This is a genomic window from Streptomyces blattellae (assembly GCF_009709555.1).
Taxonomy (GTDB): Bacteria; Actinomycetota; Actinomycetes; order Streptomycetales; family Streptomycetaceae; genus Streptomyces; species Streptomyces blattellae.
The window spans coordinates 149,215-163,945 of record NZ_WJBG01000197.1; the positions used below are offsets into that span (position 1 = coordinate 149,215).

Consider the following 14,731-nt stretch of genomic DNA (forward strand, 5'->3'; position numbering starts at 1 on the left):
ACGGTTACCGGTCCGAACGGTTACCGGTCCGAACGGTTACCGGTCGGTTCCGGTTGGTGGAACGACGCGAGGCCGCCCCCGGTGTGGGGACGGCCTCGTCGTACGAGCCTGATTTATCGCGTCTCGCGGTGCGCGGTGTGCGCGTTGCAACGCGGGCAGTGCTTCTTCATCTCAAGACGGTCCGGGTTGTTACGCCGGTTCTTCTTGGTGATGTAGTTCCGCTCCTTGCACTCCACGCAGGCCAGCGTGATCTTCGGGCGGACGTCGGTGGCAGCCACGTGAGTGCTCCTTGACGAACGGATGGGATGATTAACGCATAGAAGAGTAGCCGATCGAAGGACCGACCCCACAATCGGCTACTGTCAGTAGCGGTGACCGGACTTGAACCGGTGACACAGCGATTATGAGCCGCTTGCTCTACCGACTGAGCTACACCGCTGTGATGCGATCGGTTCCCACCTTGAGGCGGGAACCTCCCACACCAGAGCCCCAATACGGAATCGAACCGTAGACCTTCTCCTTACCATGGAGACGCTCTACCGACTGAGCTATTGGGGCGAGCGATGAAGACATTACACGCTCGGCCGCCGTTCACCCAAATCCGTTTCGCGGCTCCCGTCCCGCCCCGAACGCAGGTCCGCCACGCGCGCGGGAAGCATCCCCGCGCGCCTCTCCCGTTCGGCGAACCACGCCGGTACGACTATTGCGCTCCTGCACGTCGTGCACGGATCGCCACCCTAGGCTCGACTCACTCTGTGTGATCTTGCGTCCTCCGCGCAGTCCCCGAGCCACTGGAGCGCGATGCCCGACAGTCAGCCGCAGCCGCCCCCTTCGTCGTCGTCCTCTTCGGGCTCGTCGTCCTCTTCGGGCTCGTCGGGCTTCTCGTCCTCCCCGGGCTCATCTGGGCAGACCGAACCGGCCTCCCTGCTGCTGTGCGGAGCGCGACTCACCGACGGCAGGACCGTGGACGTACGGCTGGGCGGCGAGCGCATCGAGGCGGTCGGTACCGCCGGGAGCCTTACGGCGGACGGATCGCCCGGCCCGGGCGCCCGTGTGGACCTCGGTGGCTATCTGCTGCTGCCTGCTCCGGCCGAGCCCCACGCCCACGCCGACACCGCACTGTCGGCGGACGACGGCGGTCCGGTCTCATACGACCCCCAGGACGTCCAGCGCCGGGCGACCGAGGCCGCCCTGCTGCAGCTCGGCCACGGCGCGACCGCACTGCGCGCGCACGTGCGCGTGGGTGACGTCCAAGGGCTGGGCGCGCTGGCCGCCGTACTGCAGGCCCGGCGTTCGCTGCGCGGGCTCACCGAGTTGATGACGGTGGCCATGCCGCGTGTGCTGACCGGGCGGGCCGGGGCGGACGGCCTCGCGATACTCCGGGACGCGGCGAAGATGGGCGCCTCCGTGGTGGGCGGCTGTCCGGATCTGGACCCCGATCCGACGGGCTACGTCGAGGCCGTCCTGGAGGTCGCCTCCGAACACGGCTGCCCCGTCGACCTGCACACGGACGCTACCGACCCGGCCCGTCTGGCCCGCCTCGCGACCATGGCCGGCGGGCTGCGCCCCGGCGTCACGCTCGGCCCGTGCGGGGGCCTCGGCCGACTGCCCTCCGAGGTGGCCTCCCGTACCGCCGACCAGCTCGCCGCGGCCGGGGTGACGGTGGTGTGTTTGCCCCAGGGCAGCTGCGGGGGCGTGGACCGCCGCGGCACCGCTCCGGTACGACTGCTGCGCTCGGCCGGCGTGCGGGTGTCCGCGGGCAGCGGCTCACTCCGTGACATTTCCAACCCGGTCGGCCGCGGCGACCCCCTGGAGGCCGCGTATCTGCTGGCCTCTCGCTACGGGCTGCGGCCTGAGGACGCCTACGACGCGGTGAGCACGACCGCACGCGCGGTCCTCGGTCTGCCCGAGGTCCGCGTGGAGGCGGGATTCCCCGCCGAACTGCTCGCGGTGCGCGGCGACGGACTGGCGGCGGCGCTGTCGCTGGCGTACAGCCGGATCGTGGTGCACCGGGGGCGCGTGGTCGCACGGACGAGCGCGGTACGGGAGTACTGCAACTCGGCGGTGGCGGTGGAGCTGGGGTTGCCTCGCCAGGGGCGCGGGGAGTTGTCGTGAGGGTTGGGTGGTGGGGGCGGATGCGGATGCGGATGCTGGCGCCGGTGTGGGCTTGAGGTGGTGGGGCGCGGGTGTGGCTGTGGGACTGGCGTGTGGGGTGGGGGTGCCAGCGTCTGGGGCCGAGGTGATGGGACTTTCGGGGTGATGAGACTTGGCGTGTGCGGGGCGGAGTCGAGGTCGGGATTGGGTCGGGATTGGGCGTGCGCGGGTGGTGCGTGCGCTCTGTTGCGGGGCGCGTGATCGTGTTGCGAGCGCCGTGGGTACGGGTGCGGGGGGTACGGGTGCGAGGGGTACGGGTACGGGAGTGCGGGAGTGCGGGATCGCACGGCGCACAATGCTGGAGCGCGTGCCGTGGGGCGGGCGTGGCTGAAGTCGTGCGGCGGGGGCGGCTGGCCGGGCGTACGGTCGGAAGCATGCGCATTGTCATCGCTGGGGGTCATGGTCAGATCGCGGTGCGGCTGGAGCGACTGCTTGCCACGCGCGGAGACGAGACGGCGGGGATCATCCGCCACGCCGAACACGGCGACGATCTGAGGGAAGCCGGCGCCGAACCGATCCTGCTGGATTTGGAGTCGGCCTCGGTCGAGGAGGTCGCGGCGCATCTCCAGGGCGCGGATGCGGCGGTCTTCGCGGCCGGCGCGGGGCCTGGCAGCGGGGCGGCGCGCAAAGACACGGTGGACCGGGACGCGGCGATCCTGTTCGCGGACGCGGCGGTCCGGGCGGGCGTACGACGCCATGTGGTCGTGTCGTCGATGGGCGCGAACCCTGCGCATGAAGGGAGCGAGGTCTTCGACGTGTATCTGCGCGCGAAGGGCGAGGCCGACGCGCACGTCCAGAGCCTCGATGCCCTCGACTGGACGATCCTCCGCCCTGGCATGCTCACGAACGACGCCGGTACCGGTCGCGTGCGCCTGGAGGCCCACACGGGCCGCGGCTCGATCCCGCGCGACGACGTGGCCGCCGTACTGGCGGAACTCGTGGACACTCCGGCGACGTCGGGCCTGACCCTGGAACTGGTCAGCGGGTCGGCGCCGGTGGCCGTCGCGGTGAAGTCGGTGGCGGGGAACTAGGGGGCGGATGCGGGCTCGGTGTGGGCCCGCTCCCTTCAGAAGAGCGGCAGTTGCCCGGGAAACTCGGGGACGACGTACCCATCCAACGACGGCTGGGTCGCCCCGAGTTCCGCGTATCTGCGTGAGCCGGCACAGGACACCAACTCCCCGCTCTCCCGCGCCCCCGGCGGATCATGCCGCCCGAACCGCCCCGCAACGACAGCGATCTCACGCCGGCATTCGGGACAGCGCCTGCGAGGAGTGGACATGGGGCCAATGTGCCCTGGGAACGGCCCCCGACAACGAAGAGACCCCTCCGTCTACGTTTCCGCAGTTCGGAGGGGGTCTCTTCAAGTGTGGCGGCGCCAGGATTCGAACCTGGGAAGGCTGAGCCGGCAGATTTACAGTCTGCTCCCTTTGGCCGCTCGGGCACACCGCCGGGGTCGCTGCCGATCGAACCGCTTTTCGGCGGTGCTCGCTGGCAACGACGTAAACAATACCCGATGGACAGGGGTGCTTCGCCACCCGATTGATCGGCGCTCGGGGGACGGAGGGTGGCTAGGCTTATGCGGATGCGCCCGGGACTACGCCGGGCTCGGCGGCCGCCTCACATGCGCCGATACGCACCCGATACGCACCATACGCACCCCGATACAAGGAGCCACAGGACATGGCCGACTCCAGTTTCGACATCGTCTCGAAGGTCGAGCGGCAGGAGGTCGACAACGCCCTCAACCAGGCCTCCAAGGAGATCTCGCAGCGCTACGACTTCAAGGGCGTGGGTGCCTCGATCTCGTGGTCCGGTGACAAGATCTTGATGGAGGCGAACTCCGAGGACCGGGTGAAGGCTGTCCTCGACGTCTTCCAGTCCAAGCTGATCAAGCGTGGGATCTCACTGAAGGCCCTGGACGCAGGCGAGCCTCAGCTGTCCGGCAAGGAGTACAAGCTGTTCGCGTCGATCCAGGAGGGCATCTCCCAGGAGAACGCGAAGAAGGTGGCGAAGATCATTCGCGACGAGGGCCCGAAGGGCGTGAAGGCCCAGGTGCAGGGCGAGGAACTGCGGGTCAGCTCGAAGAGCCGTGATGACCTGCAGACCGTCATCGCTCTGCTGAAGGGCAAGGACTTCGACTTCGCGCTGCAGTTCGTGAACTACCGGTAAGCGGCGCCTGCGACGCGACACGAGGAAGGGTGGGCACCGAACGGTGCCCACCCTTCTCACCTGCTGGCTGCGGTGGGATGCGCTCAGTCGCGCGAGTGGCCGAACAGGAGCCGGTAGGCGATCAGCAGGACCAGGGAGCCGCCGATGGCGGCGGCCCAGGTGGCGCTGTCATAGAACTCCTTGGTGATGGGGTGGTCCAGCCAGCGGCCCGATATCCAGCCGCCGAGGAACGCGCCCGCGATGCCGATCACGGTCGTACCGATGAAGCCGCCCGGGTCACGGCCCGGCAGCAGGACCTTGGCGACGGCTCCGGCCAGCAGTCCCAGGATGATCCAGCCAACGATGGTCATAACCGTGAACCTGCCCCTTCATCCTGTGCCCGCACTGTCTCTGCACTGTGACTTCGGTCCCGACGGGCCGGCTGTGCTCGCGCGTGTGTTCGCGCCTTGTTGGTTGGGAGGACGTCACCACGGCACCCGGCGGTTGCACTGATCAGTAGGGTGCGGTGCATGACACCTTCCGGCTCTGAACTGCGGCGCACCTTGGGTGTCGGAGACGCCGTGATCATCGGCCTGGGCTCGATGGTCGGGGCCGGGATCTTCGCCGCCTTGGCGCCCGCCGCTCGCGCCGCCGGGTCCGGGCTGCTGCTCGGGCTCGCCGTCGCCGCCGTGGTCGCCTACTGCAATGCCATGTCGTCGGCGCGGCTCGCCGCGCTGTATCCCGCCTCGGGCGGCACGTATGTGTACGGGCGCGAGCGGCTCGGGGAGTTCTGGGGTTATCTCGCGGGCTGGTCGTTCGTGGTCGGGAAGACGGCGTCCTGTGCGGCGATGGCACTCACCGTAGGCGCGTACGCCTGGCCGGAGCAGGCACACGCCGTGGCGGTCGCGGCCGTGGTCGCGCTGACCGCGGTGAACTATGGCGGCGTCCAGAAGTCCGCCTGGCTGACCCGGGTGATCGTGGCCGTCGTGCTGGCTGTCCTCGCTTCCGTGGTGGTCGTGTGCCTGGGGTCCGGGGACTCCGACGCCGGGCGGCTGGACATCGGGGCCTCCGGTGGCCTGGGCGGGGTGCTTCAGGCGGCCGGTCTGCTGTTCTTCGCGTTCGCCGGGTACGCACGGATCGCGACCCTCGGTGAGGAGGTACGGGATCCCGCGCGCACCATCCCCCGTGCCATCCCGCTGGCTCTGGGCATCGCGCTGGTGGTGTACGTGTGCGTGGCGGTGGCTGTCCTTTCCGTGTTGGGAGCGGGCGGTCTGGGCGACGCCGACGCGCCGCTGGCCGACGCGGTGCGGGCGGCGGGGGTTTCAGGGCTGGTGCCATTGGTGCGGGTGGGTGCGGCCGTGGCTGCGCTGGGTTCGCTGCTCGCCCTGATCCTCGGTGTCTCGCGTACGACGCTCGCGATGGCACGGGACCGGCATCTGCCCGGCGCGCTGGCAGCCGTCCATCCACGCTTCCATGTACCGCACCGGGCGGAGCTTGCTGTGGGCGCGGTGGTCGCGGTCCTGGCCGCCACGGTGGACGTACGCGGCGCTATCGGGTTCTCCTCCTTCGGTGTGCTGGTCTACTACGCGGTGGCCAACGCCTCGGCCTGGACGCTTGCATCGGCTCCCTTGGCCCGGGTGGTACCGGCGGTCGGGCTGCTCGGGTGTGTGGTGCTGGCGTTCGCGTTGCCTGTGGCTTCGGTGGTCGCGGGTGCGGGTGTGCTGGCGGTGGGTGTGGCGGCGTATGGCGTGCGGCGGCGGTGGGTGGTGACCGGGCGGTAGGTGCGCGGTCTCGATGAACGGAGGTTCCTACGCGGTTCCTACGCGGTCCAGGGTGACTGGGGTACATGCGCGGTCCTGGGTGACCAGGGGTACATGCGCGGTTTCAGGTGGCCGGAGGTACGTGCGCGGCGCTACCCCGGTCTTGCCAGTCGGGTTACGGCATAGGTGCCGTGCGTATGTGGAAGTCGGTCCAAGGAGCGAGTTCCAGCTCTTCGTGCATATCGGCGTACCAACCCGTGCCCTCCACCCAGGCGTGCAGCCAGCCCGTGAGGCTGGGGGCGTCCACGTACCAGGCGTGGTCGCAGTCGTCGGCGTTCGGCTCGAAGAGCAGGACGGTGGCTTCCGGGGCGCGGCAGTCCACGCACGCGTACATCGCACAGCCCCAGTGGGATATCGGCAGGACGCCTTCGGGCCACGGCCAGTTGAGATCCTTGCGGCCGGCAGCACGGTTGGCGAGGTACTGCTCGACGGCGGCGGGCTCACCGGCGGGAGGGTGGTCGAGGAGGGGTAACAGGCCGTACTCCGGGCCGAATCCGCCGTCTCCTATCCGCAGGTAGAGCTCGGCGAGCAGCGGGGGCAGGGAGAAGCCCAGGGCGGCCTCGGCGCGGGAAAGGGTGGCCGTGTCCACGGGCTCTGGGAGTGAAATCCAGCCCCACGGGCGGGTGTTGCGTGCCTTGGCCGCCACCCGTGTCAGCAACTGCTCGATCTCGGTCATGGGTTCATGATGCAAGCCGCCACTGACAATCGGGCCAGGCTGTGGACAACCGCAGGGTTGTGGAAAACAGGCGGTCGGCCGCGGTCCGGATGGCAGCCGGCAACTGCCGCCTGTGCTCTACCAACGCGACGAGAACGGCTGGTCCGTCGGCACGATCTCGCGGCCCAGCGGGAGCAGCGACACCGGGATGAGCTTGAAGTTGGCGATGCCGAACGGGATGCCGATGATCGTGATGCACAGGGCGAGGCCGGTGACGATGTGGGCCAGGGCGAGCCACCAGCCCGCGAGGACCAGCCACAGGACGTTGCCGACGCAAGAGGGGGCACCGGCGTCGCGACGCTCGACCGTGGTGTACCCGAAGGGCCACAGGGCGTAGACACCGATACGGAACGCGGCGATGCCGAACGGGATGCCGATGATCGTGATGCACAGCAGCACGCCAGCGAGCAGGTAGCCGAGGAACAGCCAGAGACCGCTCAGGACGAGCCAGATGACGTTGAGGATTGTCTTCACTGCGATCGACCTGCCATCTTTTCGAGCCGGGCGATGCGTTCCGCCATCGGCGGATGTGTCGAGAACATCTTGGAGAATCCCTGACCGGGGCGGAAGGGGTTCGCGATCATCATATGGCTCGCCGTCTCGATCCTGGGCTCGGGCGGAAGCGGGAGCTGCTTGGTGCCCGTCTCAAGCTTGCGCAGGGCGCTGGCGAGGGCCAGGGGATCGCCGGCGAGCTGAGCGCCGGACGCATCCGCCTCGTACTCCCTGGAGCGGCTGATGGCCAGTTGGATGAGGGTGGCGGCGAGTGGCCCCAGGATCATGATCAGCAGCATGCCGAGGATGCCGGGGCCGTCGTCATCGTCGGAGCGGCCGATCGGGATGAGCCAGGCGAAGTTGACCAGAAACATGATCACCGAGGCGAGTGCGCCGGCGACCGACGAGATCAGGATGTCGCGGTTGTAGACATGGCTCAGTTCGTGGCCGATGACGCCGCGCAGTTCGCGCTCGTCGAGGATGCGCAGGATGCCTTCGGTGCAGCACACTGCCGCGTTGCGCGGGTTGCGGCCGGTCGCGAAGGCGTTGGGCGCCTCCGTCGGGGAGATGTACAGCCGGGGCATGGGCTGGCGGGCCCGGGTGGAGAGGTCGCGGACCATGCGGTACAGGGCGGGGGCTTCGAACTCGCTCACCGGGCGGGCGCGCATCGCGCGTAGCGCGAGCTTGTCGCTGTTCCAGTACGCGTACGCGTTGGTTCCCAGAGCGATCAGGACAGCGACGACGAGCCCCATACGGCCGAAGAAGCTGCCGATGACGATGATGATTGCCGACAGTCCCCCGAGGAGTACTGCGGTTCTGAGCCCGTTGTGCCGGCGGTGCACGGTACGCCCTCCAAGTGGTGCGGCAGGGGAACCCTTTGCTTGTCGATATCCGATGCCACTGGTGCCGTGGTGTCACGTCCAGTGGACCCTCCCGTACTGGTCAACGCCAGGCGAGGGTGACTAGTTCCCTTGTGCGTGCGGCGGCGGGCGTGGGCCGTCCGGGTGAGGTGCCCTGCGCTGTGAGTTCCCTGCGCTCAGAAGAGGCCGGTGTCACTGAAGCGCAGGACCAGCTGGGGCGCCCCGGAGAGGGCGATGCCGAGTACCGCGGTGATGGTGATCGCTGCGGTGACGGGGGCCGGCACCCGGTGCTCGACGGCCTCACCCTCTGGAGCGCGGAAGAGCAGGGTCGTCCACTGGAGGTAGTAGAACAGCGCGATCACGACGTTGACGGCCATCACCACGGCGAGCCAGCCGAGGCCCGCGTCGACGGCCGCGGAGAAGACGGTGACCTTGGCGAAGAGGCCGATGATGCCCGGGGGCAGTCCGGCGAGGCAGAGCAGGAAGAAGGCCAGAAGGAGGGCGGAGAGGGGGTTCTTCGCGTACAGGCCGCGGTAGTCGGTGATGCGGTTGAGGGATCTTGTACGGCCCACCAGTGCGGCCACCGCGAAGGCTCCGAGGTTCACGGCGGCGTACATGAGGGCGTAGGCGACGGTGGAGCCGATGGATTTCTCGGCGTCGTCGGAGTACGCGGCGGCGGCGATCGGCACCAGCAGATAGCCGGCCTGGCCGACGGACGACCAGGCGAGCAGTCGTACGGCGCTGTACGCGCGCGTGCCTTGCTGGCGCAGGGCGCCGACGTTGCCGACGGTCATGGTCAGGGCGGCCAGTGCGGCGAGGGCCGGACCCCAGACATCGGCGTACGACGGCAGTGCGATGACCGTGACGAGGATCAGGCCCGAGAAGCCCACGGCCTTGCCGACGACCGACAGATAGGCGGCGACCGGCAGGGGCGCTCCGATGTAGGTGTCGGGCACCCAGAAGTGGAAGGGCACGGCGGCGGTCTTGAAGGCGAAGCCGACGAGGGTGAGGACGACGCCGGTCTGGGCGAGGGTGTGGAACTGTCCGTCGACGTCCTGGATGCGGTCGGCGATCTGAGTGAGGTAGAGGGTGCCGGTTGAGGCGTACACGAAGCTGATGCCCATGAGGCTGACCGCGGTCGCGGTCACCGAGGACAGGAAGAACTTCAGGGCCGCCTCGGAGGACTTCCGGTCGCCGTGGCGGAGGCCGACGAGGGCGAAGGCGGGCAGCGAGGCGACTTCCAGGGCGACGATGAGGGTGGCCAGGTCGCGGGAGGCGGGAAGCAGGGCGGCACCGGCGGCGGAGGAGAGAAGCAGGAACCAGAACTCCCCTTCGGGGAGTCCCTTGTTGGCGTCTTTCAGGGCGGTCACCGACAGCAGGGCGGCCAGGAGGGCGCCGCCGAGGACCAGGAACTGGATGACGAGGGTGAAGCGGTCGGCCGTATAGCTGCAGACGTCCGGGGCACCGGTCAGGCAGAAGGTGCTGCGGTCGCCGTCCAGGAGGGGCAGCAGCAGGGCGGTCGAGGCGGCGAGGCCCGCGACCGACGCCCACCCGAGCAGTGCCTTGCGGGAATCGGCCAGGAACAAGTCGGCTACGAGGACGACGAGTCCGACGACTGCCGCGATGGTGGGCGGCGCGATGGCGAGCCAGTCGACGGACTGGACGAGGGACTCGGCCGACGACTGGGCCGGGGAGCTCATCGGGTGCCTCCTGCGAGGAGCTGCTGCACGGCCGGGTCGGTGAGGCCGAGGAGGGCCTTCGGCCACAGCCCGGCGACGACGGTGAGGGCGACGAGCGGGGTCCAGGCCGCGAACTCATAGCTCTGGACGTCGGCGAGCTTCGGCGCCGCCTGCGGGACCGCGCCCATGCAGACGCGGCGGACCACGACGAGCAGGTAGGCGGCCGTCAGCAGGGTGCCGAACGCGGCGATCGACATGAAGGTGAGGAAGGCGGGGCGGCTGAGGTCGTCGGCGGGGTCGAACGCGCCGAACAGCGCGAGCATCTCGCCCCAGAATCCGGCGAGGCCCGGCAGCCCGAGCGAGGCGACCGCGCCGAAGGCGAGCAGGCCGCCGAGGCGGGGCGTCTTGGCGTAGAGGGCGGCGCCGGTCTTCTCGGCGAGGGTGTCGAGGTCGGTCGTGCCCGTGCGGTCCTTCAGCGCGCCGACCAGGAAGAAGAGGAGGCCGGTGATCAGGCCGTGGGCGATGTTGGCGAACAGGGCGCCGTTCACGCCGGTCGGGGTCATCGTGGCGATGCCGAGCAGGACGAAGCCCATGTGGCCGACGGAGGAGTAGGCGATGAGGCGTTTCAGATCGCCCTTCGCGCCCTGCTTGGCGAGGGCGAGGCAGGCCAGGGATCCGTAGATGATCCCGACGACGGCGAACGCGGCGAGGTACGGCGCGAACGTGCGGAAGCCGTCAGGGGTGATCGGCAGAAGAATTCGAACGAACCCGTACGTACCCATCTTCAGTAGGACGCCTGCCAGCAGGACCGAGCCGACGGTCGGGGCGGCGGTGTGGGCGTCCGGCAGCCAGCTGTGCAGCGGCCACATCGGTGTCTTGACCGCGAGCCCGATCCCGATCGACAAAACGGCGATGACCTGCACGGATGTGGTCAGCGACCGGCCGTTGTCAGTGGCGAGTGCCATCATGTCGAATGTGCCCGCTTCGATTCCGATCAGGAGCAGGCCGAGCAGCATGACCACGGATCCGAGCAGCGTGTACAGGATGAACCGCCAGGCCGCCTGGGTCCGGCCCTCTCCGCCCCAGCGGGCGATGAGGAAGTACATCGGGATGAGCACCATCTCGAACGCGAGGAAGAACAGCAGCAGATCGAGGACGGCGAAGGTCGCGAGGGTGCCGGACTCAAGGACGAGCAGCAGTGCGACGAACGCCTTCGGGGTCGGCCCGGAAGGCATCTTGAAGTAGGAGTAGAGCGCGCAGAGGAAGGTCAGTAGCGCGGTCAGAACCAGAAGGGGGAGGGAAATGCCGTCGATGCCGAGGTGGATCCGTACGTCGAGTGCGGGGATCCAGCTGATGTCGGTCGTCGCCTGCATCTTCGACGGCTGGTCGTGGTCGAAGCCGAGCGCGAGGACGATCGCGGCGATGAGGACGGCGCCGGTCACGGTGACACCGTGCCGCAGCACGGCCTGCTCGGGTGACTTCCCCTTCAGCCCGGTGACGAGAAGGGGCGCCGCGAAGCGGCTCGTTGAGGGGTGGTGGTCGGGTGACGGGCGGGCGGGCAGGAGAGCGGCGGCCGCGCCGAGGAGCGGGCCGACGACGACGAATGCCAGAAGGAACTGCATCACGGACTCGTTGATATCGATCACGCCTGCTCACGCTCCCGTGGCGACGAGGACGGCGGCGACCGCGAGGACGACGGTGCCGGCGAGCAGCGCGCTCACATAGGTCTGCACATTGCCGGTCTGGGCCCGTCGCACGGCGGCACCGAGCCAGCGGGGCAGGATGCCGGCACCGCGTACGTAGGTCTCGACGACCTCACGGTCCAGGAACCGGACAAGGGTGGCTCCGGCTCGGACCGGGCGGACGAAGAGTGCCGAGTACACGGCGTCGAGGTGGAAGCCGACGGCCGCGTGGCGGTGGAGCGGCCCGAGCAGGAGGCGGCCGGGGTCGGCGGGGTCGGGCGCGTAGGCCACGTCTCCGTAGGCGGGCTCGTGGCTTGCGATGGCCTCGGCCTCGACCAGTCCTGCGTCGCCTTCGGGGTGGGCCGCGACCGCGCCGAGCGGGGCGCGCGCCGCCAGTGCGGTGGTGCGCTGCCAGGCTCCGTAGGTGGCAAGTCCGCCGACGACGGCGAGGCCCGTGCCGAGGATGGACGTGGTGAGGGTCGGCGTCAGGTCGTCGCCGCCGAACCAGCCGGGCAGCGACTGGTACGCCAGCCCGCCGATGGCGAGTGACGGGGCGGCGAGCACCCACAGCACCACGGTCATGGTGAGCGGCTGCCTGCCGTGGTCCGGGGCCTCGGCGCCCCGGCCGCGGAAGGCGAGCAGCCACAGGCGCGTCGCGTACGCGGCGGTGAGCAGGGCCGTCAGCAGGCCGGCGACGAGGATGATCCAGCCCGCGGCGGCGGGGACGCCCTCGGCGTGGCCGGTCGTGATGTGCTCCGCGGCGCCGAGGACGGACTCCTTGGAGAAGAAGCCGCTGAAGGGCGGGATCGCGGCGAGCGCGAGGAGGGCCACGGTCATCGTCCAGTAGGCGTCCGGGACGCGGTCGCGCAGGTCTCGCATACGGGACATGGCGGCGAGCGAGTTGGTACCGGCGGCGTGGATGATCACGCCGGCCGCGAGGAACAGCAGCGCCTTGAAGGCGCCGTGCGTGAGGAGGTGGAAGACGGCGGCTCCGCGGTCGCCGACGGCGAGGGCGCCGGTCATGTAGCCGAGCTGACCGATCGTCGAGTAGGCGAAAACGCGCTTGATGTCGTCCTGGGCGAGCGCGGCGAGCGCCGAGCCGGCCATCGTGACGGCGGCCATGACGGCGAGGACGACCATCGCGGCCTGCGAGGCCTCGAAGACAGGGAGGAGACGGGCGATGAAGTAGACACCGGCGGCGACCATCGTCGCGGCGTGGATCAGCGCGGAGACGGGTGTCGGGCCGGCCATCGCGTCAGGGAGCCAGGTGTGCAGTGGGAACTGCGCCGACTTGCCCGCGACGCCGGCGAGGAGCAGCAGGGCGATCAGGGTCGGATGGTCGAGCGCGCCGGTCGACACGGCACCGAGGACCTTGGTGATCCGGAACGACCCGGCGTCGGTGGCCAGAGCGAACAGGCCGATCAGGAAGGGGACGTCACCGAGCTTGGTCACCAGGAAGGCCTTGAGGGAGGCGGCGCGGGCCTCCGGGGTCTCCCAGTAGTGGCCGACCAGGAAGTACGAGCAGATGCCCATGATCTCCCAGCCGACCAGCAACACCATCAGGTCGCCGGAGTAGACGACGAGGAGCATCGCGGAGGTGAAGAGGGAGACGAGGGCGGCGTACGAGGGGTAGCGCGGGTCGTCGCGCAGGTAACCCGTCGAGTAGATCTGCACGCAGGAGGCGACAAAGGCGACCAGCACGGCGACGAGGGCGGCGAAGCCGTCGATGTGCAGGGCGAGTTCGATCGGGATCGAGCCCGTGGGGGTGAGTTCGGTGGCCGCGTTCACGGCCTCGTCACCGCCCTGGCGCACGGCGACCAGCACAGCCAGGACGAGGGAGGTGAGGGCCGGCAGGACGGCGAGCGGGCGGACGAAGCCGGGGGCGGTGCGGCCGAGGAGCAGGCCGGCGGCCGCGCCCAGGAAGGGAAGGAGAGGGACGAGGACGGCGAGGGTGGTCGTGGTCACGCGGTGGCCTCAGCCTTCTCGGCCGCGCCAGCTGCCGGGCCACCGGTCTCGGGGCCCTCGGGCTCGTGGCCCTCGGCGGTGTCGCGGAGCTTGTCGATGTCCGCGGTGCCGCGGTTGCGGTGGACGGCGAGGACGATCGCCAGGCCGATGCCGATCTCGGCGGCGGCGATGGCGATGGTGAACAGGGTCAGCGCCTGGCCGGAGTGCAGGGTCTCCTCGGCGGTCCTGCTGAGCCAGACGTCGAAGGCGACGAGATTGAGGTTGACGGCGTTGAGCATCAGCTCGACGGACATCAGGACCAGGATCGCGTTGCGGCGGGCGAGGACGCCGTACAGGCCGGTGCAGAAGAGGAGAGCGGAGAGTACGGCGGGGTAGGCGAGGTGCATCAGCTGACACCTTCCTTGTCGGAGCCGTCCGTGTTGCCGGCTCCACTGCCGCCGGCGGCACCGGTGCCGCTGTGGGTCCCCCCGCTTGGGTCGGCTCCCTTGGCGCTCGGGGTCTTCGAGGCGTTCGGGGTCTTCGCGCCGGTCACCGCGTCCGCCTTGGCCTTGCGGGAGAGGACGATCGCGCCGACCAGGGCGGCGAGGAGGAGGACGGAGAGGGCCTCGAAGGGGAGGACCCAGTTCTGGAAGAGGCTCGCTCCGGTGGCCTCCGTGGAGCCGGCGGCCGGGCCGTCCAGGTCGATCCAGGTCGTGCGGAAGGCGTCGACCACGACCCAGACCAGGGCGGCCGCCGCGGCGACGGCGACGGTGAGGGCGGCCCAGCGGTTGCCGGAGTCGGCGTCCGGGGAGCGGCCGATGGGGGCCCTGGTGAGCATCAGACCGAACAGAAGGAGGACGACGACGGAGCCGACGTAGATGAGGACCTGGACCCAGGCGATGAACTCGGCGGTGAGCAGGAGGTATTCGACGGCGAGGCCACCGAGGGTCACCACCAGCCACAGGGCGGCGTGCACCAGTTGCCGGGTGGTGACGGTGACCAGAGCGGCGCCGAAGGTGACCACACCGACGAGGAGGAAGGCGATCTCGACGCCGGTCGGGGAGAGGAAGCCGTGCGTGTCGGCGGCGACGGTGTTCGTGGTGTGCGCCGACGCGGCAGCTGAGGCGAGGATCACGACTCGCCTCCTTGTGGGTCGGTGGGCTTGGTCTGCGGGTCGGCGGCCCCCGGGTCGGTGGGCTTAGCCTGCGGATCCGATGGCCTGACCTGCGGGTCGGTG

15 protein-coding genes and 3 tRNA genes are annotated in these 14,731 nt (G+C 69.7%); 4 read left to right on the forward strand and 14 right to left on the reverse strand.

Features of this window, described 5'->3' with window-relative positions; genetic code table 11:
• Positions 1-113 precede the first annotated feature (113 nt).
• From rpmG to GFH49_RS27025, 3 genes are all read right to left on the reverse strand, one after another.
• On the reverse strand, positions 114-278 hold the full coding sequence (gene rpmG, locus GFH49_RS27015; protein ID WP_003948671.1) for a 50S ribosomal protein L33: 165 nt from the start codon (positions 276-278) through the stop codon (positions 114-116).
• An 88-nt stretch (positions 279-366) separates the two neighbouring features.
• Positions 367-439, reverse strand: a tRNA-Met gene (locus GFH49_RS27020).
• A 46-nt stretch (positions 440-485) separates the two neighbouring features.
• Positions 486-558: transfer RNA gene (locus GFH49_RS27025), tRNA-Thr, on the reverse strand.
• Between the two features lie 243 nt (positions 559-801).
• On the opposite strand from GFH49_RS27025, the gene GFH49_RS27030 reads away from it, so the two are divergent.
• Complete coding sequence (locus GFH49_RS27030) at positions 802-2,115, forward strand: amidohydrolase family protein (RefSeq protein WP_155058670.1); 1,314 nt, start codon at positions 802-804, stop codon at positions 2,113-2,115.
• 413 nt (positions 2,116-2,528) lie between these two features.
• Positions 2,529-3,185, forward strand: a complete 657-nt coding sequence (locus GFH49_RS27035; RefSeq protein WP_155058671.1) for an NAD(P)H-binding protein — start codon at positions 2,529-2,531, stop codon at positions 3,183-3,185.
• A gap of 35 nt (positions 3,186-3,220) precedes the next feature.
• Here the strand turns inward: GFH49_RS27035 and GFH49_RS40445 are convergent, their stop codons facing one another.
• Together GFH49_RS40445 and GFH49_RS27045 are read right to left on the reverse strand one after the other, a co-directional pair.
• Complete coding sequence (locus GFH49_RS40445; protein ID WP_155058672.1) at positions 3,221-3,433, reverse strand: hypothetical protein; 213 nt, start codon at positions 3,431-3,433, stop codon at positions 3,221-3,223.
• A gap of 88 nt (positions 3,434-3,521) precedes the next feature.
• Positions 3,522-3,603: transfer RNA gene (locus GFH49_RS27045), tRNA-Tyr, on the reverse strand.
• A gap of 231 nt (positions 3,604-3,834) precedes the next feature.
• On the opposite strand from GFH49_RS27045, the gene GFH49_RS27050 reads away from it, so the two are divergent.
• Entirely contained in the window at positions 3,835-4,323 is a 489-nt protein-coding gene (locus GFH49_RS27050; RefSeq protein ID WP_155058673.1) for a YajQ family cyclic di-GMP-binding protein, read from the forward strand.
• Positions 4,324-4,406: 83 nt separating this feature from the next.
• Here the strand turns inward: GFH49_RS27050 and GFH49_RS27055 are convergent, their stop codons facing one another.
• Positions 4,407-4,673: a GlsB/YeaQ/YmgE family stress response membrane protein gene (locus GFH49_RS27055; RefSeq protein ID WP_155058674.1), complete on the reverse strand. Its 267-nt coding sequence runs from the start codon at positions 4,671-4,673 to the stop codon at positions 4,407-4,409.
• Between the two features lie 159 nt (positions 4,674-4,832).
• Here GFH49_RS27055 and GFH49_RS27060 point away from each other — a divergent pair, with 159 nt between their 5' ends.
• Positions 4,833-6,083, forward strand: a complete 1,251-nt coding sequence (locus GFH49_RS27060) for an APC family permease (protein WP_155058675.1) — start codon at positions 4,833-4,835, stop codon at positions 6,081-6,083.
• Positions 6,084-6,237: 154 nt separating this feature from the next.
• On the opposite strand, the gene GFH49_RS27065 is transcribed toward GFH49_RS27060, so the two are convergent.
• The 8 genes from GFH49_RS27065 to GFH49_RS27100 all read right to left on the reverse strand — a co-directional run bounded on the left by GFH49_RS27065 (position 6,238) and on the right by GFH49_RS27100 (position 14,629).
• A complete protein-coding gene (locus GFH49_RS27065) occupies positions 6,238-6,798 on the reverse strand; it encodes an SMI1/KNR4 family protein (protein WP_155058676.1) in 561 nt (186 codons plus the stop codon).
• A gap of 117 nt (positions 6,799-6,915) precedes the next feature.
• Positions 6,916-7,311, reverse strand: a complete 396-nt coding sequence (locus GFH49_RS27070; RefSeq protein WP_155058677.1) for a YccF domain-containing protein — start codon at positions 7,309-7,311, stop codon at positions 6,916-6,918.
• A complete protein-coding gene (htpX, locus tag GFH49_RS27075; protein ID WP_155058678.1) occupies positions 7,308-8,171 on the reverse strand; it encodes a zinc metalloprotease HtpX in 864 nt (287 codons plus the stop codon). Before htpX ends, GFH49_RS27070 begins: the two co-directional genes overlap by 4 nt.
• Before the next feature lie 194 nt (positions 8,172-8,365).
• Complete coding sequence (locus GFH49_RS27080) at positions 8,366-9,889, reverse strand: NADH-quinone oxidoreductase subunit N (protein ID WP_155058679.1); 1,524 nt, start codon at positions 9,887-9,889, stop codon at positions 8,366-8,368.
• The gene (locus GFH49_RS27085) at positions 9,886-11,514 is read right to left on the reverse strand and encodes a complex I subunit 4 family protein (RefSeq protein WP_155058680.1); all 1,629 of its coding nucleotides are present in this window, start codon (positions 11,512-11,514) and stop codon (positions 9,886-9,888) included. The genes GFH49_RS27080 and GFH49_RS27085 overlap by 4 nt, the downstream gene beginning before the upstream one ends.
• Before the next feature lie 6 nt (positions 11,515-11,520).
• Complete coding sequence (locus GFH49_RS27090) at positions 11,521-13,515, reverse strand: NADH-quinone oxidoreductase subunit 5 family protein (RefSeq protein ID WP_155058681.1); 1,995 nt, start codon at positions 13,513-13,515, stop codon at positions 11,521-11,523.
• On the reverse strand, positions 13,512-13,901 hold the full coding sequence (gene nuoK / locus GFH49_RS27095; protein WP_155058682.1) for an NADH-quinone oxidoreductase subunit NuoK: 390 nt from the start codon (positions 13,899-13,901) through the stop codon (positions 13,512-13,514). The genes GFH49_RS27090 and nuoK overlap by 4 nt, the downstream gene beginning before the upstream one ends.
• Positions 13,901-14,629, reverse strand: a complete 729-nt coding sequence (locus GFH49_RS27100) for an NADH-quinone oxidoreductase subunit J family protein (protein ID WP_230396514.1) — start codon at positions 14,627-14,629, stop codon at positions 13,901-13,903. Before GFH49_RS27100 ends, nuoK begins: the two co-directional genes overlap by 1 nt.
• Positions 14,630-14,731: the final 102 nt, after the last annotated feature.

What these genes read in the sequence shown, in the direction of transcription:
- GFH49_RS27030 (WP_155058670.1), top strand. Translation starts at nt 802, where the DNA reads ATGCCCGACAGTCAGCCGCAGCCGCCCCCTTCGTCGTCGTCCTCTTCG.
- GFH49_RS27035 (WP_155058671.1), top strand. Translation starts at nt 2,529, where the DNA reads ATGCGCATTGTCATCGCTGGGGGTCATGGTCAGATCGCGGTGCGGCTG.
- GFH49_RS40445 (WP_155058672.1), bottom strand. Translation starts at nt 3,433, where the DNA reads ATGTCCACTCCTCGCAGGCGCTGTCCCGAATGCCGGCGTGAGATCGCT.
- GFH49_RS27050 (WP_155058673.1), top strand. Translation starts at nt 3,835, where the DNA reads ATGGCCGACTCCAGTTTCGACATCGTCTCGAAGGTCGAGCGGCAGGAG.
- GFH49_RS27055 (WP_155058674.1), bottom strand. Translation starts at nt 4,673, where the DNA reads ATGACCATCGTTGGCTGGATCATCCTGGGACTGCTGGCCGGAGCCGTC.
- GFH49_RS27060 (WP_155058675.1), top strand. Translation starts at nt 4,833, where the DNA reads ATGACACCTTCCGGCTCTGAACTGCGGCGCACCTTGGGTGTCGGAGAC.
- GFH49_RS27065 (WP_155058676.1), bottom strand. Translation starts at nt 6,798, where the DNA reads ATGACCGAGATCGAGCAGTTGCTGACACGGGTGGCGGCCAAGGCACGC.
- GFH49_RS27080 (WP_155058679.1), bottom strand. Translation starts at nt 9,889, where the DNA reads ATGAGCTCCCCGGCCCAGTCGTCGGCCGAGTCCCTCGTCCAGTCCGTC.
- nuoK (WP_155058682.1), bottom strand. Translation starts at nt 13,901, where the DNA reads ATGCACCTCGCCTACCCCGCCGTACTCTCCGCTCTCCTCTTCTGCACC.